The sequence below is a fragment of the Marinomonas sp. G8-14 genome (assembly GCF_055808935.1).
Map to the genome: position 1 here is coordinate 1775910 of NZ_CM147891.1, position 20083 is coordinate 1795992.

At 44.2% G+C, this 20083-nt stretch carries 17 protein-coding genes and 1 pseudogene; 8 read left to right on the forward strand and 10 right to left on the reverse strand.

Annotated features, from left to right (window positions below; all coding sequences use genetic code 11):
• Positions 1-3: 3 nt before the first annotated feature.
• The 7 genes and pseudogenes from AC0L6V_RS09090 to AC0L6V_RS09120 all read left to right on the forward strand — a co-directional run bounded on the left by AC0L6V_RS09090 (position 4) and on the right by AC0L6V_RS09120 (position 7313).
• Entirely contained in the window at positions 4-1056 is a 1053-nt protein-coding gene (locus AC0L6V_RS09090) for a FecCD family ABC transporter permease (RefSeq protein ID WP_265219098.1), read from the forward strand.
• Positions 1057-1059: 3 nt separating this feature from the next.
• Positions 1060-1341, forward strand: coding sequence for an ATP-binding cassette domain-containing protein (locus tag AC0L6V_RS09095; RefSeq protein ID WP_418138952.1), 282 nt, complete (start codon positions 1060-1062; stop codon positions 1339-1341).
• Entirely contained in the window at positions 1334-1891 is a 558-nt protein-coding gene (locus AC0L6V_RS09100; RefSeq protein WP_418138953.1) for an ABC transporter ATP-binding protein, read from the forward strand. Before AC0L6V_RS09095 ends, AC0L6V_RS09100 begins: the two co-directional genes overlap by 8 nt.
• A complete protein-coding gene (locus AC0L6V_RS09105; RefSeq protein WP_265219094.1) occupies positions 1882-3123 on the forward strand; it encodes an MFS transporter in 1242 nt (413 codons plus the stop codon). Before AC0L6V_RS09100 ends, AC0L6V_RS09105 begins: the two co-directional genes overlap by 10 nt.
• 180 nt (positions 3124-3303) lie before the next feature.
• Complete coding sequence (locus tag AC0L6V_RS09110) at positions 3304-4380, forward strand: condensation domain-containing protein (protein WP_418138954.1); 1077 nt, start codon at positions 3304-3306, stop codon at positions 4378-4380.
• Positions 4381-4607: 227 nt separating this feature from the next.
• Positions 4608-5676: pseudogene (locus AC0L6V_RS09115) on the forward strand (AMP-binding protein).
• A gap of 8 nt (positions 5677-5684) precedes the next feature.
• Positions 5685-7313: a thioesterase domain-containing protein gene (locus AC0L6V_RS09120; RefSeq protein ID WP_418138955.1), complete on the forward strand. Its 1629-nt coding sequence runs from the start codon at positions 5685-5687 to the stop codon at positions 7311-7313.
• Positions 7314-7402: 89 nt separating this feature from the next.
• Here the strand turns inward: AC0L6V_RS09120 and rnk are convergent, their stop codons facing one another.
• From rnk to AC0L6V_RS09160, 8 genes are all read right to left on the reverse strand, one after another.
• Positions 7403-7816 carry a nucleoside diphosphate kinase regulator gene (gene rnk, locus AC0L6V_RS09125; protein ID WP_265219090.1) on the reverse strand — a complete coding sequence of 138 codons (414 nt, stop codon included), beginning with the start codon at positions 7814-7816 and terminating at the stop codon, positions 7403-7405.
• Between the two features lie 297 nt (positions 7817-8113).
• Complete coding sequence (locus AC0L6V_RS09130) at positions 8114-9775, reverse strand: glycoside hydrolase family 3 protein (RefSeq protein WP_265219089.1); 1662 nt, start codon at positions 9773-9775, stop codon at positions 8114-8116.
• Positions 9776-9794: 19 nt separating this feature from the next.
• Positions 9795-11141, reverse strand: coding sequence for an MFS transporter (locus tag AC0L6V_RS09135; RefSeq protein ID WP_265219088.1), 1347 nt, complete (start codon positions 11139-11141; stop codon positions 9795-9797).
• Between the two features lie 140 nt (positions 11142-11281).
• Positions 11282-12181, reverse strand: coding sequence for an AraC family transcriptional regulator (locus AC0L6V_RS09140; RefSeq protein WP_265219086.1), 900 nt, complete (start codon positions 12179-12181; stop codon positions 11282-11284).
• A 114-nt stretch (positions 12182-12295) separates the two neighbouring features.
• Positions 12296-13600 (reverse strand): L-fucose:H+ symporter permease, encoded by a 1305-nt coding sequence (fucP, locus tag AC0L6V_RS09145; protein ID WP_265219084.1) that lies wholly within the window; start codon positions 13598-13600, stop codon positions 12296-12298.
• Between the two features lie 341 nt (positions 13601-13941).
• Positions 13942-16257 (reverse strand): zinc/cadmium/mercury/lead-transporting ATPase, encoded by a 2316-nt coding sequence (locus AC0L6V_RS09150; protein WP_265219082.1) that lies wholly within the window; start codon positions 16255-16257, stop codon positions 13942-13944.
• A gap of 184 nt (positions 16258-16441) precedes the next feature.
• Positions 16442-16726 (reverse strand): hypothetical protein, encoded by a 285-nt coding sequence (locus AC0L6V_RS09155; protein WP_265219081.1) that lies wholly within the window; start codon positions 16724-16726, stop codon positions 16442-16444.
• A gap of 119 nt (positions 16727-16845) precedes the next feature.
• Positions 16846-17385: a hydrolase gene (locus AC0L6V_RS09160; protein WP_418138956.1), complete on the reverse strand. Its 540-nt coding sequence runs from the start codon at positions 17383-17385 to the stop codon at positions 16846-16848.
• Positions 17386-17611: 226 nt separating this feature from the next.
• Here AC0L6V_RS09160 and AC0L6V_RS09165 point away from each other — a divergent pair, with 226 nt between their 5' ends.
• Positions 17612-18025: an acyl-CoA thioesterase gene (locus tag AC0L6V_RS09165; protein WP_265219080.1), complete on the forward strand. Its 414-nt coding sequence runs from the start codon at positions 17612-17614 to the stop codon at positions 18023-18025.
• Between the two features lie 79 nt (positions 18026-18104).
• Here the strand turns inward: AC0L6V_RS09165 and iolG are convergent, their stop codons facing one another.
• Together iolG and iolB are read right to left on the reverse strand one after the other, a co-directional pair.
• Positions 18105-19103 (reverse strand): inositol 2-dehydrogenase, encoded by a 999-nt coding sequence (iolG, locus tag AC0L6V_RS09170; protein ID WP_265219079.1) that lies wholly within the window; start codon positions 19101-19103, stop codon positions 18105-18107.
• Between the two features lie 107 nt (positions 19104-19210).
• Positions 19211-20041 (reverse strand): 5-deoxy-glucuronate isomerase, encoded by an 831-nt coding sequence (gene iolB / locus AC0L6V_RS09175; RefSeq protein ID WP_265219078.1) that lies wholly within the window; start codon positions 20039-20041, stop codon positions 19211-19213.
• Positions 20042-20083 lie beyond the last annotated feature (42 nt).

A 20083-nucleotide genomic window follows, 5' to 3' on the forward strand; every position in this document is an offset into this window, starting at 1 on the left:
TTTATGCAATCAGACCTACTTTCTGATGCTATTTCAAACCAGCGACGAAGCGAAAAGCGTCGCTGGTCTGTTATTGGCATTCTGCTCATTGTGTTAGTCACTTCTTTTGTATTGGATATTGCGACAGGACCATCCTTACTGAATGTCAAAGAGGTTGCCAATGCTCTACTGCATTTAATTGGCTTCCCTGTCGAAGTCGACCCCACAACCAAAGTCATTGTCTCCAGTCTACGTTTACCCATTGCCATAATGGCAGTCATTGTCGGTGGAGTACTAGGCGTTGGCGGTGCCGAAATGCAAACTCTATTAAACAACCCTATGGCCAGCCCGTATACGCTTGGCATGGCGGCCGCTGCTGGGTTTGGCGCGGCACTTACTCTCTATTTTGGTTCATTGGGACTGAATGCAAATGTGGCGGTTCCTTTAGGCGCTTTTGTCTGCTGTATGCTGGCTGCTGCCTTTTTATTTGCTTTAGCCACCATGAGGCACATTAGCTCAGGTCAGCTAATTCTTGCTGGGATCGCCTTACTGTTCCTATTTCAATCTTTGTTATCCTTGGTGCAATTTGTCTCTTCCCCAGAATTAAGCCAGCAGATTTTATTCTGGCTGTTCGGCAGTTTATCCAAAGCATCTTGGTCAAACTTATCGATTATTGCTGGCATCACTTCTGTCTGTATATTTTTCTTGATTCGTGATGCATGGAAATTGACCGCATTGCGATTAGGGGAAGAAAGAGCTAAGAGCTTAGGAGTAAACGTGAGCCGATTACGCCTAAAAACCCTTTTCATTGTCGCTTTAATGACCGCCACGGTAACCAGCTTTGTCGGTATCATTGGCTTTATCGGTATTGTCGCTCCCAATATTGCCAAGATTTTAGTGGGTGAAGATCAGCGTTTTTTCTTACCCTTGTCGTTTTTAATTGGTGCTTTTCTTTTATCTAGCGCCTCTGTTTTGTCAAAAATCATCGTCCCTGGCGCGCTATTCCCTATCGGTATTGTCACCGCAATTATAGGTGTGCCTTTCTTCTTTTGGCTGATTCTAGGAAAGAGGCGCTAACCCATGCTTCAAGTCAACAAGCTTAATGTGACGTTGGATACTCTAATCCTTGCTAAAGACATGTCTTTTTCACTCGAACCTGGAAAAGTACACGTTATTATTGGGCCCAACGGTACAGGTAAGAGCACCTTATTAAAAACCCTCTTTGGTGATATTCAACCAACCTCTGGTGACATTTCTTTCCGTGATACTTCGCTGAAACGTAAACAAATTTCGCGCTGGCGTGAGCAATTTGGTTACATGCCGCAAGACATTCGGCTTGATATAGAGCCTCAGTGTGCTTGAAGTTGTGTTATTGGGGCAATTAAACGCTTTAGGCTTACGATTAGACAATTCGCTGATCAAACAGGCTCTAACAGCGCTAGAAAAAATTGGCTTATTACACCTTGCTAACCGCCCAGTGAATAAACTGAGTGGCGGACAATGCCAGATGATTTTGTTCGCTCAAGCCTTGATGAGAAACCCTAAAATCCTGATGTTGGATGAGCCTGTCAGTGCATTAGACCTGCATTTTCAGCATGTCTTATTAGACCATTTGGACACACAAACCAAACAACAGAGCTGGGTCACATTAATGGTGCTCCATGACCTTAACCTAGCCGCCCAATACGCCGACAACTTATTAGTGTTAAAAAATGGTCATGTGGTGGCCAGTGGTCATCCAAGCGATATTCTAACGCCTGCCTTGGTGAAAGAGGTTTATGATGTCAATGCCGAAGTCACCAAAGACAGTTATGGCATTCCCTTTATTAGAACCATTCGACCTGGTTTCACACCACAGAAGCCCACCTTGCAACCACACAACTTACAATCTAAACGTACCATATGCCTTTAAGACACTTTTTAAAAGACTGGCGCTTGCTGTCACCTGCGGGTCAAGTCTTGGTTATCAATGGTTTTACTTTTAACCTTGGTTTTTATATGTTGTTACCTTACCTAGCCGACCATCTAGAGCATAATCTAGGTATCAATGGCTGGTATGTTGGTGTGATCATTGGACTTAGAGTATTAAGCCAACAGGGTCTGTTTTTAGTCGGAGGGACACTGGGCGACCGATTAGGCTACAAGCGCTTAATTCTTCTCGGTTGCGCCGTTCGCATTATTGGTTTTGCATTGTTGGGTGTCGGTCAAAGTATCCCTGTATTACTGTTAGGTGCATTTTGTTCTGGCTTTGCTGGTGCACTCTTTACTCCCAGTAGCCAAGCGTATTTGGCCTCAGAATATCCCGAACAAAAAGCCCGAAGTAAAGTGTTCGCATTGCAGAACCTTACCTCTGAAGCTGGCATGCTATTAGGGCCATTACTAGGATTATCCTTACTGTACATCGATTTTGCTTTAGTCGGTTTAATGTCAGCCGGATTATTTACCATACTGCTGATCATTCAATGGCGATTCTTGCCTGAGCTTGCTTCTCAAAAAGCACTTTCTACCATACCTAATCAACCATTTTGGCAGCAGTGGGGGCGAATGCTAACGCACAAAGCTTTCATGCAGTTCGTATTATGCGGCTCAATGTATCAGTTATTATTTCATCAGCTCTACATTGCCATTCCTCATGAGATTCGTGTCGTGACCCAAGATGTCAGTATCATCACCTGGGTCTTTGCCACGTCGTCAATCATGGGCGTATTAATGCAAATGCCGGTCAGCCGCTTTGTAGAATCCCATTTAGGCACCGCTCGAGGAATGGGATTGGGCATGACGATAATGGGGTCAGGCTATCTGTGGCTGATGGGCAGTGTGTCATGGCTTCCCGCCTTACCTTTTATCATTTGCGCCATCTTTTTTAGTGTTGGCTCCATGCTAGTGTTTCCACTATTAGGCGCTTATGTGCCTACGTTCTGTTCCCCAAAGGAATTAGGCAGTCACTATGGCCTCTATTCCTGTATTGGCGGATTGTATGCCTTTGCTGGCAATATCAGCACAGGTTGGCTACTGTCTTCTACTGAGGTTAATCATAACTGGATTTGGCTTGGCTTAGCCTGTGCTGGTGCGTTGTCAGGTATGTTGTTATTTATACAGGTCTCAAACCAGACAAAAGAACAGAATATCGCTCTTTCATCTTAGAGCGAGTCCACCTGTTATAAACTTGTGTAGGTAAATTTTCCCATACTTATTAAATTCATATATATGTAAATTATCTCAGATACACTTAACCAATGAATTGATTCATGTTAAGTTATGTAAAAATTAAGTACAAATTAATCACGTACTTTACACGGATTATGTTTTTTGCAGGAGCAAGTGATGATTAACACCCAAAATCCCCCCTATGATTCAAAAAATACTGCGTTAAAACAATCACTAACCTTACCTCTTTCCACCGCACAGCGCGGACAATGGATTGCTCAAAAACTCTCTTCTAAAAATGCAGCCTTTAATATCGCTGAATACATAGAGATACAAGGCGCTCTTAATGTCGATTGCTTTACCGATGCCATTCAGCAATTAATTAAAGAAGCGGAGTGTATTCGTACTCGTATCGTCGAAAAGGACGATCAACTGATGCAAATCATCGACGAAGCAGACGATAACTACTTCTGTGTCTTTGACGTCAGTTCTACTAACAATCCCCATCAGACAGCCATGCAATGGATGAAAGATGACATGCAACAACCACTCACCCAACCTAATGATAGGTTATGGTTGAGTGCTTTGATAAAAATCAGCGAACAACATTATTACTGGTACCACCGCTGTCACCATGTTGCATTAGATGGCTTTGGAGGAAATTTACTGACCAAAAGACTTACTGACATATACCAAGCGAAACTCACCAACCATAACGAGGAAGAAAACCCGTTTGGCTCTTTAAAAGCACTTATAGAAAGTGAGTATGAGTATAAATCCTCTAAGCGTTACAAAAAAGACCGGCAATACTGGCTAGGAAATCTAATCAACTTACCAGAAACCACTTCGCTCTCACAAAGAATCACACCATCCGATCAAAAACAGCTGCGCAAAAATGTGCATTTATCACAGGCATTAACTAATACATTATCGACGCTTGCACAACATGTAGGTGCCAGTTTACCGCAAACCCTTATCGCTTTAGTGGCGGCGTATTTTTATCGTGTGACAGGAGCTGATGACTTAGTTTTTGCTATGCCTGTAACGGCAAGAACCAATCGCTTGCAACGCAGTATTCCAGGAATGATGGCCAATGCCGTACCAATTCGCCTACATTTAACCACAGAGATAACACTGGAACAGCTCATCAAACAAGTGTCTAAGGTTGTACTGAATGCTCTAAGACACCAACAGTATCGCTATGAAGATCTCAAGCGCGAACTTGAGAACTCATTTCTGCAGGACAACAAATAGCCTCTTTAGGGGTCAACATTGAACCTTTTGATTACGATTTGACCTTTGGCGATTGCAAAACGTCTTTGCATAACTTAAGCAATGCTTTAATTGATGATTTAACGGTGTTTATCTTCGATCGACATGACAACAATGGTCTAAAAGTAGAATTCGATGCGAATCCTAACCGCTACACAGAGCATGAACTAGAAAACCATCTTGCACAATTTGAACGTCTGATCAACGGAATGCTTGCTGCACCAAACGACGCAATCAGTAAAGCCACATTACTATCAGAGGATGAGCGCCATAAAATTCTGCATACTTGGAACAATACCGCTTATTCGATTCCACAACAGTCCATAGTTGAAGCCTTTAGAGACCAAGTACTTCGCACGCCAACTGCCATCGCGGTCTCTTCTGAACAAAGTAAATTTACCTATTCAGAACTGGATGCTTTGTCTAATGCGTGGGCAAACAAACTGATCAGTGAGCACATAGGTTCAGGTGATTTGGTAGCGATTGCGCTCACTCGTAATAGCAACATGCTAGTGGCGTTACTGGGCACACTAAAAGCCGGAGCTGCCTATTTACCACTGGATCCAGATTTTCCAGAGGAGCGCCTTCGCAGCATACTCGAAGACGCCCAGCCCAAATTAATACTCAGTTGTCATGAGGCCATCGAACATTTACCTAACGTCTCACCACCAATAATGCTCATCGACGACCCACATTCAGATATTTCATTAAACAATAATGCTTGTCATCCTACTGAGCTAACCATTTCCGGAAACAGCCCCGCTTATGTCATCTATACATCGGGCTCTACTGGACGACCAAAAGGTGTAGAAATTCCGCATAGTGCTTTGATAAATTTCTTATACGCCATGCAAAAAGAGGCTCAACCTTACAAGTAAAGATAAATTCTTGGCTGTTACGACCATTTCATTCGATATTTCTATCCTTGAACTATTCCTACCTCTTACTGTTGGTACATCTGTTGTGATAGCAGATAGAAAAACCGTTCGAGACCCACAAGCATTAACAACACTTGCAGTTCAAGAAGGCGTCACATTACTTCAAGCCACACCATCTCTTTGGCAAGCCTTATTACCCGCTCACAGCAAGGAACTAAAAGGCATTCGCTCTTTGGTCGGCGGAGAAGCCTTACCTGGACAACTTGCACAAGCTATGTCTCAGTTAGGACATCCAGTACTCAACGTCTATGGCCCAACTGAAACGACGATATGGTCAAGTATCATGCCGCTTGTTGAAACAAAAGACCTACGACACCCCCCATTGGCCGCCCTCTACTAAACACTCAGATGTATGTTTTAGACCATGCATTAGAACCCGTTCCTGTGGGTGTCACAGGAGATTTATATATTGCAGGTAAAGGCTTAGCTCGCGGTTATTATAAACGCCCAGATATTACTAATGAACGTTTCATTGCAAACCCTTTTGGTGAAGAAGGTAGCCGACTGTATGTAACGGGCGACAAAGCACGCTGGCGCCAAGATGGCGTCCTAGAATATCAAGGCCGTGATGATCATCAGATAAAAATCCGCGGTTTCCGCATTGAAATTGGGGATATTGAATCCGCTTTGCTTGCGTGCCGTGAAGTCATCCAAGCCATTGTGATTGCCCAAGCGTCACCAAATGATGATAAGCAATTGGTCGCTTATATTGTGCCGGTTGATAGTAATTTAGACACCAGCGAACTGCGTCGACAACTGATCAATGTCTTGCCAGATTACATGGTACCACCTCACTTCATATTATTGAATGAAATGCCATTAACACCTAATGGCAAAGTGGATCGTAAGGCGCTACCGCAACCAAGTTGGCAGGCAACAAACAGCTACGAACCACCTCGTAACCAATTAGAAGAAATGCTAACCAATCTCTGGGCCGAAACACTTGGCTTAACACTTGTGGGGATTCGCGATAATTTCTTTGAAATCGGCGGAGACTCCATATCTGCAACACGAATTTTAAATCACATTCAAAAAAACCTACAAATTGAAGTGCCTTTAGGCGTGCTATTTAAAGCATCCACTATTGCCGATTTATCAGAGCACCTAAGTCAAAGCGACGACTGGGATCCTATGATTAGCACATTGCCAATTAAATCAAGCGGCACCGATGCAGCTCTATTCTGTATTCACCCTGCTCTAGGATTATCTTGGGGTTATGCTGGCCTTCTACGTCATTTGCCTAAAACCACGCCACTTTATGGTCTTCAGGCAAAAGGGTTGCGACACGCAATACGCTTACCTAATTCCGTTGAAGAAATGGCAGCAGAGTACTTACAACAAATCAAACAAGTACAACCAGAAGGGCCTTACCGACTTCTTGGCTGGTCTTTTGGTGGTCTTGTTGCACACTCTATTGCCGAACAGCTACAAGCCGAAGGTGAAAGCGTATCCTTCTTGTGCATGATGGACAGCTACCCATATAAACTTGACTATCAGCAACCTAAGAATGAAGCCGATATCGTTAGAGCTGCCCTACTGTTCCTAGGTTACGACATCAGCACATTGGATAATCTGCCAATTAATAAAGAAGAGCTGGCCTCTCTGTTATGGCGCGACTACGATGACTCTTCTATGTCTGTTGTACAAGACATGCAGAAGAGCCAAGCTGACATTATGGACAGAGTACAAGCCATCATTGAAAACAACCTTGAGCTAGCTGGCCGCTTTAAACCAGGCAAAGTCGATGGGGATCTACTCTTCTTCATCGCAGAAGAAAGTGTGAATGGCTCAATGGGCAATATTCTAGAGCATCAAGCCAATGCTTGGTCTTCAAGAATAACGGGCAAGATAGAAACACATAGCATTCCTTGTAGACACCAAGATATGCTTGATTCAGCGCCTCTTGAAAGCATTGCCCCCATCATTAAAGAGCGCCTTCAGCAATCGGCTGAAAAGCATAAAATTAAGGTTAACTAACAATATCAAGCAACCCTAAAAAATAACCCCAACGCATTGTAAGGGGTTATTTTTTATTGTCAAAATAACAATACTACAAGCACAAATTCCTACCGCTGGAACTCACCATCACGTTCAGGCTGATACTCCACTTTGATAATAGCAACCGACAGGAGATCACCATTTGGCTTTGGCCAGTCGATTTGATCGCCCTCTTTTAAACCCAGTAAGGCACTGCCAACAGGCGCTAAAACCGACACAGTATCTTCAGCGCCATTAGCGTCTTTTGGGTAAACCAAAGTCTTTGAAAACGCCTTGCCTGAAGATAAGACTTTAAAGGTCACAGTCGAATTCATCGTCACAATATTGTCTGGCATTTCTTGTGGCTCAACAATGTCGGCACGGTTAATTTCCTCCTGCAAATCATCTTTGTTAGGAAATTGCGCATAGCTGAGCGAATCCAGTATTTTCTCAAGTCTCACAGCATCTAATGATGAAATGGTTATTTGTGGTCTTTGCATCATAATCTACCTTTTCTTTATCTTAGCTTAACCCATTACTTAAAATAGAAAAAAGCCGTAAGTAAGCGAGTCACCTACGACTTGATTCAGAGATTTTTCCAGTGTGTAAAAAGTATAATGGAAGGAGAATTTGCTCCGGCAAGAAACCTTCCTTGTGTTTATAGCGCTCACTCTTCCAATCAGAGCGGTGGCTTTGCACCACAATGGATCATCATAAGCGAGTTGAAACACAAAGTCAGCAAACAAAAAGAGCCTGTATGCATAAAACACACAAGCTCTTTTCATCAAAACACCCATCGATCAATAACGCAGTTGCTCTAACCCACAAAACGGATCAATAGCGGCATCAGTATTAAATCTTAATCGTCCCAACAAGCCTTCCACGACGGCCTTCTGAACCTCCAATAAAGGACTATAAGCATTAATGTAGACAGGTACTTTAGGTGCATCATACAAAAGATACGGATGACCAAAGGACACCATCACCGTTGGAATATCCACCCAAGGACGATACATGGCATTACCAAAACCATTATGTAATGCCATCCAATCAATATAAATATGCGACTTCACCAACATGGACTCATCGGCGTTAAGATAGAGTAACAAATCATACTCTTTCACATTTAATGCCATTCCTGCTTGAAACTCTGTGACATCAAAGCCCTCACTTTTCAGCATGCTAGCCACATTCAATGGTGCAGGCTCAGGACTAAAAACATGCCGTATACCTGTAGAAATAATCAACACACGTTTGTGACGTTCTAAATTAATCGGCAAAATACCATGGCGATTTTTCACTAAATGCACCGTGCGACGATTTAGCTCAGGAATACGATCTGCGTAATTCGATGCAAGAAGATCATTAAATTGGCTGACACTGACCTCTTGTTGTTTTTCATGCAAACCCAACGCCGCCTTCATCGCCAAAATACGCATCACAGCTTGCTCTAAACGAGCTTCCGATACTCGACCGTCACGAACCGCTTTTAACAGAAACGCATAATCCTCGACTGGATCCTTGCAAAACAACAACATGTCACAACCGTTTTCAATAACCTCAGCCACCACGTTTTCACGTTTCGCCCAGCTACTCAAACCAGCCATCACAGACGCATCTGACACAATTAAGCCATTAAAGCCCAACTCACCACGCAGCAGTTTTTCATTAAGTAATTTGCTTACACTGGCTGGTCGCCACCATTCTTCAGGGTTGTCATCATGGGATTTTACGTACTCAGGCAACGCAATGTGCGCCGACATAATCGACATCACATTGCTGTCAATCGCACTACGATAAAGTCGTCCATAACGCTCTTCCCATTCAGACATAGTTAATGGGTTTACTGTCGTGACTAAATGCTGATCACGATCGTCAAAGCCTTCTCCCGGCCAATGCTTTGCCGTTGCTGCAATACCGTTTTTTTGGAAAGTAGTAATATTCGAGCGGCTCATACTTTCGATAACATCAACATCGCTACCGTAAGATCGAGTTCCTACGACTGCGCTACGAAACTTAGCATTAATATCGACAACAGGAGTAAATGACCAGTTAACGCCAAGCAGTTTCGCTTCTTGCGCAATCACTTTAGTACAATACTCCACCGCACTCTCATCTTTTAACCCAGCAAGACCAAGCTGGTTTGGTACTTGAGCACCGAAAGGAAAGCTCATGCCACCGCCTTCAAGGTCACCACTCACCAAAAGCGGAATGAAAGAATGACTGCGCAGCTGATTCATCATCTTTACTTCGGTATCAAGATCTCGACCAACAAACTTGGTAATGGCACCGGGTTGAATGGTGTCAATAAGAGACAACTCCTCCGCCGAATTTGCCCTCACAATAAGGTTAAATAGCTGCCCTACTTTTTGCTCTAACGTCAGCTCTGAATATGTTTCATCCACCCAAGCAAGCTCTTCGTCATCTAGAAAAAACGGTGCGTTACGGAATGATTCATTCATAAAAAAACCTCCATATTTCTTAATTTGCTTGGTTGGCTTCACGAGTCACTCGTAACTCAGACTGCATGGTGTCTTCTATGTCTCGCGTTATCGGATAAAAATACGCTATAAATGCAATACAGCCCGCACCGAACGCCGGTATCAAACTCATGAAAAGTAAAATCATCTGAGCAGACTCAGCCGTTTGCTCAACACCTGCTTGATAACCAGCAAAACTCAAACCGATACCCACCAAGGCTCCGCTTAACCCCATACCGAATTTATGGGAAAAGGTCGCAGAACTGGTCGACAACCCCACCACACGACGGCCCGATTTCCACTCTACATAGTCTGCGGTATCTGCAACCAATCCCCAGATAGACGATGCGGCAATGCCTTTCGCTAATTGGTTAAAAAAGATAATGGCGTAGATTACATACACATCCGCTGGATCAACCCAGTACACATGACTAATCAACCCCATACTCAACAGCGCACCCGCTATCACCAAGTTGCGCTTTGAATAACGTTTCACCAATTGCGACATCAGGGCAGATCCAGCAATCATGCCCAAGCTTGCCATGGTAAAAAACAGACCCGCCTTGCTAACATCGCCCACAATATAGGTGAAATAATACATGCCCACAGCAAAGGGCATGATGGTAAAAGTAAACAGCGGAATGCCCATTAAAATAGTCACCCACCAAGCTCGATTTTGAATCACCACGGCAAAATCGTCTTTCAACGAAGCGTTTTGCTTAATCATGGGAACGCGCTCTTTAACACGAGAAAAGCATAGCCAAAACATCACCACCATAATGACACTTAGCAACATCATGGTGTATTGAAAGCCCTGCTGTTTATTACCGCCACCAAAAAACTCCACCAATGGTAGGGTGCCTGCGTTGACCAACAAAGCTCCAGTAAACGCCAATACCATTCGAAATGACGCCATTTGACCACGCTCAACTGGGCTATCCGATATGGTGGCTGGTAAGGAGGAATAAGGAATATTGATGGCTGTGTACAGTGTCATCAATAGAATATAGGTGACAAACGCCCAGATGATCTTGCCGGATTCATCCAGATCAGGTGTCGTAAACGTGAGTACAGCGACAATCGCTAAAGGAATAGGCACATAGAGTAAATAAGGTCGAAACTTACCAAACCGAGTTTGGGTTCTATCGCCTATCATACCCATAATGGGATCGGATATGGCGTCCCACATTCGGGTAACAAAGAATAATGTCCCAACCAAAGCCGCAGAAATACCAAATACATCGGTGTAGAAAAACATCAAATAGGTGCCAACCGCAGTAAACACCACATTACTGGCTAAGTCACCAAAGCCATAGCTAACCTTATCGAAAAACGACAACTTCTTCATAACGAATCCTTTTTTTGTATTTATTGTTTGGTTTCATTATGGGAATTAATCTTAAAGGTGCTATCCGATTTTTGACCTACTCGTTAGCCGTTTTTTGACCTTACCAGTCCTCTCAAACTAGCAGTCTTTAAAAGAGACCGCTAAAGATACAAGAATTGCTTATCCAACCACGGCATTATTCGCTGTTTCAAAAGCACGACATCGACCCCCGCATAGGCTTGACCAATATCCACTAAATTCACCGATTCGCGCTTAAGTCGAAACGCGGTTGGCGTACAATCATATTCTCGACGAAACGCCATATTAAAGGCTTTAACAGATGGGAAACCATGATCTAAAGCGATATCTGAAATGGTTTTTTTCGGTTTTTGAGCAAGATCTGACAAGCTCTTTTCTAACCGATAAAGTGTCAGATAACGCAAAAATGTTTCGCCTACTTTGGCTTTAAAATAGCGACTTAAATAGGCTTCCGACAGACCTCGCTCTTCGGCAAGTAAAGACAGAGAAATGTGCTCTTGATAGCGCAAAGTAATCTGACGTAACAAATCATTGATTAATAAAGTGGATTCCATAGAGTCTATTTTATTGACACTCGTTACAGGAAAATAACGAGAAAACAGCAAACCAAGCTGAGCAAGTAAGCTCGTTTGCGCCTGTTGCCAATAATCTGTTTTATAGTGCTGCTCCCACCAAAGATGCGCCATCAGCTGCTTAATCTTTGGAAACATATTTTGCTGAACCAAACTCCATGCCTTCACCGGCCGACTATCCAAAGCCACGCCAACAAAATGATGTTGCAGGCAGAGCACCAAATTATCTTCTTCGGTAGATTGCGTGGCGTGAGGCAGTGCTTTATTGATAAATAAAACATCGCCTTCCTGTAAAGCAAATATCTCATCCATGACTTGCACGCGAATACGGCCTTTCACTACCCACAAACACTCATGTGCATCGTGATGATGCAACTCGCACTGCGTCACAGAATGGGCAAATACTCGGCTTTCTTCTTCTAATATTTCCGCTCTGTTCGACAAATACATAACAAACCTACTCCCTCAACAGCTTAACGGATGATAAGGAAGTTAAGGCACAAAGTCACAGGCAAAAAAAAGCCCCGCATTAGCGAGGCTCTTTATAGATATTTTTATCAGTGATTAAACCGTGGTATTTTTCACTGAGAACATGCCGTACGCTGCCACCACTAAGAAACAGACTGCAGGCACAACATAAGAAATAATCGCACCGAACTCATCAATGGTTGCACCTTGGACTAGTGGCATCACCGCACCACCTAGGATCGCCATGACTAAACCAGCTGAACCAAACTTAGTATCACTACCAAGACCATCCAATGCGATACTGTAAATAGTTGGGAACATCAAAGACAAACAAGCCGAAATAGACACAATTGCCCAAACACCTGAAATGTCTGGCACCATCACAGCGTACAAACACAAAGCCGTACCCAATAGCGCCAAAATGCTCAACAACACAGCGGGACGGAAAAAGCCCATCAACCAGGTCATCACAAAACGCGATATCAAGAAAATAATCAAACTGTACTGTAGGTAATCAGACGCACTGGCTTCCGTACCGCCCAGTGTTTCTTGCACGTATTGAATCGTAAAAGTCCAAGTACAGGTTTGCGCGGCCACATTAAAAAACTGCGCCACGACACCCCAGCGGTATTGCTTTCTTGCCAGCAACCGACCTAAAGTCGCCATGAAATCAATCGTCTGAACCTCGTCAACATTGACCTTGTTCTCTGATTTAGGGATACGCATGAAATAGATAAGTACCCAGATAATCATCAACACGAACGCCATACCAACATAAGGTGTCATCACGCTGTTTAATTCATCTGCGCGAATGCTCAACAGCATTTCTGGTGCCATGCTGGCTCTTTCTTCAGCGGACGCTGTGTTTAGATTAGGAAGAATCAAGGTCGCCGCAAGAAAGACACCGATATTAGTACCAACAGGGTTAAACGCCTGAGCCAAGTTCAAACGACGTGCTGCGCTGCCTTCTGGCCCCATGGTCATCACAAAAGGGTTCGCCGAGGTTTCTAAAATAGACAAGCCTGCCGCCAAAATAAATAAGGCCGCCAAAAAGAAACCATAGGTCATCGACACGCTGGCAGGATAAAACGCCAAGGCACCTAAAATAGCCAAACCTAACCCTGTCAATACACCTGCTTTATAGGAGTAACGCGCATTGATAAACGCGGCTGGAATCGCTAAACAAAAATACGCGCCGTAGTAGGCAAACTGCACTAAAGCGGATTCAAAGGTACTCATGGTGAAGATCTTGCTAAACACTTTTACCAATGGATCGGTCATGTTGGCCGCAACACCCCATGCAGCAAAACAGGTAATCAATAGGATAAACGCAATTTTCATGTTCGGATAAACGAACGGAGCAGACAGGGATTTCTCAGGAGCTGTATTTTGATTTTTCATAAAGCAAACAACATCTATTATTTTATAGTTGGATGATAGGACGTACCGGCTGTCTTCAAAAAGACAGGCTGAAAGCACTTCACCAGCATCAGACATTGATATAGGCTAACCGCAGAAAAAGACTGCATTGTGATGCATTGAAACCAGCACAAATCGCCTTATCTACGACCAACATCAAACACAAGGTGCGAAATCCTATCACCAACTTTCTATAAAAATGAGCCTGCAACGCAAAACTAAATCGCCAATGCTGCTTATTAATCTTTTCTTACCCATTTCATTAACATAAATGAAATAATTATGACTGGCGGTTCATTTAGGGCACTACCACCACGCCTTACTCAGCGCTTTCTCAACAAGCGTAAAGCATTCGCTGTCACCAATGCTGTCGCACCAGAATCCGCCAACACCGCCAACCACAACCCCGTTATACCTAACAAAGTTGTCACTAAAAACACCGCTTTTAAGCCTAAGGCGATGGTAATATTTTGACGAATATTCACGTTCGTCGCGCGGGATAAACGAATCATCTCAGCCAAGCCTTGTAAACGATTGTGGGTCAAGGCGGCATCGGCGGTTTCTAACGCCACGTCTGTACCGCTCCCCATGGCAATACCTATCGTAGACGCTTTCATCGCGGGCGCATCATTGATGCCATCGCCCACCATGGCGGTGGCTTGTCGTTGGTTAAGCTCAGTGACTGCAGTGACCTTGTCCTCTGGTAATAAACCCGCACGAAAATCTATGTTCAGCTCTGCGGCAATGGCCGCCGCGGCACGGGGATTATCCCCCGTTAGCATCACGCCATTAATCCCCAGATCCGCCAAGTCTTTCAATGCCGCCTTCGCATCATCACGCAATCTGTCTCGTAATGCGATCAAACCCGTTAGCTCACCGTCTTCCAGTACAATAACGACTGTTTTGCCCTCTTCTTCAAGGCCCATCACTTGCTGTTGAATCGAATCGTCTAAAGCCTGATCCAGCTTACTGGGGGAACTGATCTTGATTTTCTTTTCCGCAAAATCCCCTTCCACACCAACGCCCGCCAAGGTTTTACGATTATCAGCGTGAACGAAAGCAACGCCTTGCTGTTCGGTGTAATGCACAATGGCTTTCGCCAAAGGATGGTGCGATCCCATCTCAACGGACGCTGCTGCCGCCAATACATCATTCACATTAACGTTATGAAAAGTCACCACATCTGTCACGCTTGGCTTACCTTCGGTTAACGTACCCGTTTTATCGAAAGCGATGGTTTTGATTCGACCAAGCTGCTCTAACGCCAAGCCCCCTTTAATCAAAGCGCCTCGACGAGTTGCCGCTGCCAACCCAGAGGTTATCGCTGCTGGTGTCGAAATCACCAAGGCACAAGGACAGCCAATCAGTAACAAAGCCAAACCGCGATAAATCCACGTATCCCAAGATTGAGCGAAAGCCAAAGGCGGAATCAAGATCACCAAGACAGAAATCAGCATGATCACGGGCGTATAAATACGACTGAATTTATCTAAGAAGCGCTCAAGTGGTGCTCGGCGCTCTTCCGCTTCTTCAATAAGCTGTAAAATTCGATCTATGGCGTTTTTACCCGGCTTTGACACTACCTTGAGCCGCACCACCTTATCGACCAACAGACTCCCTGCTGGCACTTTTTCACCAGATGAACGCTCAACAGGAACAGATTCCCCCGTCAAAGCGCTTTCATCAAAGCTTGCCATACCGGACAACAGCTCAGCATCCGCCGGCAAGCGTTCACCCGGTGATACTTCAATTTCATCACCTGGACGTAAATCCACAATAGCGATTTTTTGGCGCTCGCCATCTTTGATAATCAACGCTTCCTCCGGCAACAAAGCCATTAAAGCGCTCACGCCTTTACGCGCACGATTCGCCGCAAAGGATTCCAAGCTCTCGCCAATCATAAACAGCAACAACACCATGGCCGCTTCTGCCGTAGCACCAATGAATAACGCGCCGATTGCCGCCACGCTCATTAGGGTTTCAATGGCGAAAGGCGAACCGCTGCGCATCATGCGCCATGACTTTTTCATGATGGGGACTAAGCCAACCAAGGTCGTGACAATAAAAGCCGTTTCGCCAAACACAGAGTTAAACTGGGCTATCCCCCAGCTCAATAACATCAGCACAGCCAAAGCGACGATCGGACCGTATTCGGTTAATTTTTGGCGAGAAAACCATGACGTCATTTGTTGTTCAGAGTGGGTAGACTTTTGGCTCTGCTGCTTGGCAGCACTGTCACCCAAAGAAACTAAGTCAAAGCCAATGCCTTTTACAGCGTTTTGAATTTTGTCTGACACATCAGCATTCACCGACACTCGAAGTTTTTCAGTAGAGAAAACCACATTGGCACTTACTACACCTTCTACGGAAGAAACCGCTTTCTCAATAGAGCGCGCACAACTGGCGCAATCCATACCGCTGACACGCCAACTATACATTTGCTTTCCGGCTTCTTGCGCTACAGAGGCATCGTCATTTGTATTAGTAGAGGCAGAGCAACTGTCGTCTTCCTCACTGGAAGAACAACACTGATTTTCTTTTGAGCCACTATCATCGCTTGCGCAACAAGAGGAAACGTCACTTGGCGCTGTACAACAAGATCCGCTCGTCTCTTGATGATAATGAGCCTCGATGAACATGAGCTTGTGATTGACTAGAAAGGTGACACTGACATGAAGAATGAGATTGGCAATTTTCTGTATGTTTACCTGATGAGTGACGCATAAATCTCTCCTGTTATGAGTCTATAACAAGAGTGTAGACCTTGGAGCATACTCCAAGGTCAAGCATCTACTGCCTATTATTTAAAAAATAAAAAGAGTCTTAGCTCTTAATTGAAACACCTTCTACTTCTAATACCGTTTTTGCATCGGTGCGTTCCATGATTTTCACTAAGGCCGATTGAATCACTTCGTCTTCGCGTACATCACTTTGTCCTGCAAAACGCTGTGCTTGCGGCTCTGCGCCCTCTTCTGCAGTAAAAGTCACCACGACTTCTGTAGCGATCTCTTTTGTGTCACCGAAATAAGCAATGGAAAGTTGCGGATAACCTTTAAAACCCATTTTGACTTTCTTTGCGATACGTTTTTTCGATTTATCTATGTTCATGCGGCCTGCCTAAAGGGAAAAGGTAATTACAAGGAAAACGAATCTTTGGATTAAACCACAAAGCAGACCAATCAAGGTAAATTAAACACAAAATAACCCCACCCTACAGGAGGGGTCAATCACTTAATTAGACTAAGCGCCCCTCTAAACTCATCCGCTCGACAATCACCAATCAGTTCAAACAAGCACATTTCAAGGCTGGTCACTTCCGCGCCTTTGCGGGCTAATTTGGCAAGCGCCATGTCTTTATTCTCTCTAGTTCGAGATGACACGCAATCGCTGACCAGCTCCACGTCATAACCTAAATCCAGCAAGCCTAACGCGGTTTGATACACACAAATATGCGTTTCAATACCAGTAATAAGCCACGAATTCATCTTGGCTTTTTTCACTGCCTCGACAAAAGCAGGTTCACCACAGGCACTAAAGGAATACTTAGCAATGGAACCAACCCTATCCAACGCTTCGCGTAACTCAGGCACCGTTGCGCCCAATTTTTCTGGGTTTTGCTCCAGCCACAAAATGGGTAAACCCAATAGTTTGGCGGCTTTTACCAGCTTCACTAAATTGACGATAAACACCTCACTGTCATGAACGATCGTCGCTAGCTTTCCTTGAGCATCGATCACCACCAAACCCGTTTTGTCTTTTCTTAACATTTTACGCTCCTCTTTTTTTGTAATGTCATCCTGCGCTTATACGATCAATTCAATACCTAAGACATCATCAATACAAGGTTTCGCTGCCACTTCATCACACCATACGCCAAAATACATCACCACTCATAAAAGTCCCTGTTAGTAAAATCGAGCGATTTTGTTATTTGTTTCCCTTTTGAAGAATCGTAACCTTCTTGACTGATAATTTTATGTGGGAAAAAACAACATGCTCAATAAAATAAGAATCAAAGTACGTGGTTATCACCTAGATCTGTTCCAACACGTCAACAACGCTCGGTATTTAGAATTTATTGAAGAAGGCCGTTGGGCGTTTTTTGATGAGTTTTTCGATAAAGACGACTGGATGCAGCAAGATCTGGTCTGGCCTGTGGTGAATATAAATATCAACTTTAAATCCGAAGCGAATTTTGGAGACCTGCTCGAAGTACAAACCCGCTACGCTAAAATCGGCAATCGTAGCGTCACCATGCAACAGACCATCATCAATGTAGAAACGAACACCACCGTCGTTGAAGCCGATGTCACCTATGTATGCTTCTCCAAAGCCGCCAAAGCCGCCATTCCTTTTCCTGATGACTTCAGACAAAAAGTCGAACAGTCTATTGCCGAATTTGAATAAACTCAACAACATGACGTTAAAACTGACAATAAAAAAGGGCTATTCGCCCTTTTACATTCTAATGATCACGGTTTAGAAATTACCAGCTCAAGGTCACTTTCTGCCCTGTTTCCAGAGATTTCTGTGCTGCATCAGCAAGTATTTGTGCACGACGCCCATCTTCGAAACTTGGAGAAACAGGTTTCTTCGCCAAGACGTTTTCAATGAAAGACGTGAGTTGCAAATTATAAGCATCCACATAACGATCAATAAAGAAGTTATAAAGCGGATCTTTTACTTGCGTTGTGTCTTTAGTGTAGCGGGTAACCGAGGTTGGTGTTTGGTTATTAGAAATCACCATGCCTTCTGAGCCAAACGCTTCAACCCGTTGATCGTAACCATATATCGCGCGACGTGAACCATTGATATGAATCAAGCGGCCAGATTGGCTTTTCATAATCACCATCACGCTATCCACATCGCCAATCTCGGTGATTTTTTCATCCACCATGGCGCTGCCAAACGCTTGCAGCTCCACAACCTCTTCACCCAAGACAAAACGCGCCATATCAAAATCATGAATGATCATGTCACGGAAAATACCACCGGACGATTTGAGGTATTCTACTGGCGCCATACCCGGATCTCGACTAGTAATGATGATCTGCTCTAACTTGCCAATACTGCCATCTTGCGCGGCTTTGACAACAGCTGCATGGCTTGGATCGTAACGTCGATTAAAACCAATCTGAATAGGCACGTGACAATCTTTAATTTGTTCTAAACAAGCGTTTACTGTAGCCGTGTCTAGATCTATCGGCTTTTCACATAAAATGGCTTTACCCGCTTTGGCGGCTTTAATAATCAGCTCCACATGGGTATCCGTACTGGTGGCAATCAATACCGCATGCACATCAGGATCAGCCAAAGCGACTTCTACACTGTCAGCCACCTTGGCACCAGTGGCTTTCGCAACGGACTCTGCCGCCGGCGCATAGACATCAAAGACATATTTTAAGTTAGATTGAGCAAACGCCTGAATATTTTGAGCGTGCATCTTTCCGATTCGACCCGCACCGAATAACGCAAAATTAAGCATAGTTTTATCCTTAGGTTTATTTTTTTTATACAAGGCGACTATTAGACTTGTAGATATTGTTAACAAAGTATTGGCGAGCACAGTAGTCGCCCAAAAATTAAAATCATTTATAATTTTTTATCTCGTTCAATAATCCAAGCATGATCCGGATCATTATGAAAAATCCAGTTCCGACTTGGCCCCGCCATGACATTCAAATAATAGGACTGATATCCATGGGGTACGCCAACCGGATGATAGCCTTTTGGCACCATGACCAGATCACCATTTTCCACCGCCATGGTTTCATCGATGCTTCTGTCATCGGTATAAACTCGTTGAAAGACAAAGCCTTGTGGTGGATCAATCTTATGGTAATAGGTTTCTTCCAATTGTGTTTCCGCAGGCGCCGCATCGGTATCATGCTTATGAGGTGGATAACTCGACCAGCCGCCACTTGGTGTAATCACTTCACACACCAGCAAGCTGTCAGCGGGTTCGTTGCCAAATAAGATATTGCACACATGACGAGTGTTGCTGGCTACGCCTCGCGTTTCGTATTGGCATTGCTCAGGCGTGATCAACTTAGCTTGAAAGCCGCCCTTACCTGGCGCCTTACAAAATGCCACTTCCACATCGGTAATGGCTTCGATCCGAATTTCATCGTGTGCTGGGGAATACACAGAATAAGGGGCTTTCTGTTCAAACACACTCATGCGGTCGCCAATATTTTCCCATGCTTCTTTTTGAGTGCTCGCGTTGACTTTACCAGACAAAATCACCGCGCATACTTCATCGGTTCCGGTTTGAATAACAACCGACCCACCAGCTTTAAGCTGGTGCGCTTCAAATCCCACATAACGCCAATGGGCACTTTCTGGCGTCACTAACTGGGTTTGTGTTTCACCATTAACATGGTGTTTTTTGCTTAGTCTGTTTTTACTCAGTAAATGTGACATAAAAACCTCAATAATGATTATTGTCGCTTAATCTTGCTGAAC

Excerpts from the sequence above, each read along its gene's own strand:
- AC0L6V_RS09090 (WP_265219098.1), top strand. The coding sequence starts at position 4 with ATGCAATCAGACCTACTTTCTGATGCTATTTCAAACCAGCGACGAAGC.
- AC0L6V_RS09095 (WP_418138952.1), top strand. The coding sequence starts at position 1,060 with ATGCTTCAAGTCAACAAGCTTAATGTGACGTTGGATACTCTAATCCTT.
- AC0L6V_RS09105 (WP_265219094.1), top strand. The coding sequence starts at position 1,882 with ATGCCTTTAAGACACTTTTTAAAAGACTGGCGCTTGCTGTCACCTGCG.
- AC0L6V_RS09110 (WP_418138954.1), top strand. The coding sequence starts at position 3,304 with ATGATTAACACCCAAAATCCCCCCTATGATTCAAAAAATACTGCGTTA.
- AC0L6V_RS09120 (WP_418138955.1), top strand. The coding sequence starts at position 5,685 with ATGTATGTTTTAGACCATGCATTAGAACCCGTTCCTGTGGGTGTCACA.
- rnk (WP_265219090.1), bottom strand. The coding sequence starts at position 7,816 with ATGATGCAAAGACCACAAATAACCATTTCATCATTAGATGCTGTGAGA.
- AC0L6V_RS09130 (WP_265219089.1), bottom strand. The coding sequence starts at position 9,775 with ATGAATGAATCATTCCGTAACGCACCGTTTTTTCTAGATGACGAAGAG.
- AC0L6V_RS09135 (WP_265219088.1), bottom strand. The coding sequence starts at position 11,141 with ATGAAGAAGTTGTCGTTTTTCGATAAGGTTAGCTATGGCTTTGGTGAC.
- AC0L6V_RS09140 (WP_265219086.1), bottom strand. The coding sequence starts at position 12,181 with ATGTATTTGTCGAACAGAGCGGAAATATTAGAAGAAGAAAGCCGAGTA.
- fucP (WP_265219084.1), bottom strand. The coding sequence starts at position 13,600 with ATGAAAAATCAAAATACAGCTCCTGAGAAATCCCTGTCTGCTCCGTTC.
- AC0L6V_RS09150 (WP_265219082.1), bottom strand. The coding sequence starts at position 16,257 with ATGTTCATCGAGGCTCATTATCATCAAGAGACGAGCGGATCTTGTTGT.
- AC0L6V_RS09155 (WP_265219081.1), bottom strand. The coding sequence starts at position 16,726 with ATGAACATAGATAAATCGAAAAAACGTATCGCAAAGAAAGTCAAAATG.
- AC0L6V_RS09160 (WP_418138956.1), bottom strand. The coding sequence starts at position 17,385 with ATGTTAAGAAAAGACAAAACGGGTTTGGTGGTGATCGATGCTCAAGGA.
- AC0L6V_RS09165 (WP_265219080.1), top strand. The coding sequence starts at position 17,612 with ATGCTCAATAAAATAAGAATCAAAGTACGTGGTTATCACCTAGATCTG.
- iolG (WP_265219079.1), bottom strand. The coding sequence starts at position 19,103 with ATGCTTAATTTTGCGTTATTCGGTGCGGGTCGAATCGGAAAGATGCAC.
- iolB (WP_265219078.1), bottom strand. The coding sequence starts at position 20,041 with ATGTCACATTTACTGAGTAAAAACAGACTAAGCAAAAAACACCATGTT.